1 protein-coding gene is annotated in these 826 nt (G+C 76.2%); it reads right to left on the bottom strand.

Annotated features, from left to right (window positions below; all coding sequences use genetic code 11):
• On the bottom strand, positions 1-806 hold an 806-nt coding region (locus G5C65_RS37925), incomplete at its 3' end, for a D-2-hydroxyacid dehydrogenase family protein (protein WP_165303627.1).
• Positions 807-826: the final 20 nt, after the last annotated feature.

Here is an 826-nt window from a genome sequence, read left to right as displayed (position 1 = left end):
GCGGGGAGGGGCTCGGCGTCGTGGACGTCCACAGCGGCACCCGCGAGCCGCTCCCCGCGCAGGGCGCCCAGCAGCGCGTCCTGGTCGACGATCGCGGCCCGCGAGGTGTTGACGAGGTAGGCCGTGGGCTTCATCCGCGCCAGCTCCGGCGCGCCCAGAAGGCCGCGCGTGCGGTCGCTCAGCTTCAGATGGACCGTGAGGAAGTCGCTGGTCTCCAGGAGCTCTTCGAGGGAGCCGGCCAGCCGCACGTCCGCTGCCCCGGCCCGCTCCGGGGTCAGGTTCCGGCTCCAGGCCGACACCTCCATGCCGAACGCGCGGGCTATCGCCGCGACCCGGGTGCCGATCCGGCCCAGCCCCAGGACCCCCAGGCGGCGGCCGTACAGGTCGGCGCCGACCGTCGACTGCCAGGGCCCGCCCGCGCGGAGCGCCGTGTGCTCCTGGACCAGGCCGCGCGCCAGGCCCAGCAGGAGCGCCCAGGTCAGCTCGACCGGCGGCGCCGAGGAGCTGGCCGTGCCGCACACGGTGATCCCCCGGCGCTCCGCCGCCGCGAAGTCGATCGCGGAGTTGCGCATGCCCGAGGCGACGAGCAGCTTCAGGCGCGGGAGGCGCTCCAGGAGGGCGGCGCGGAAGGGGACGCGTTCGCGCAGGGTGACGACGATGTCGAAGTCGGCCAGCCGCGCGGCCAGTTCGTCCTCCGTGGCGAGGTGGTCGCGGAACGCCGTGACCTCGACCCGGTCCGCGACCGGGCTCCAGTCGGCGAACCGGGTGGCCGCGTCCTGGAAGTCGTCCAGGACGGCGCAGCGCAGCCGGGCGCCCGGGGCGGGGG

The sequence above is a fragment of the Streptomyces boncukensis genome (genome assembly GCF_011045075.1).
Lineage (GTDB): Bacteria > Actinomycetota > Actinomycetes > Streptomycetales > Streptomycetaceae > Streptomyces > Streptomyces boncukensis.
Note: the sequence above shows the minus strand (reverse complement) of the source record. Positions and strands in the feature narration are given on the sequence as shown.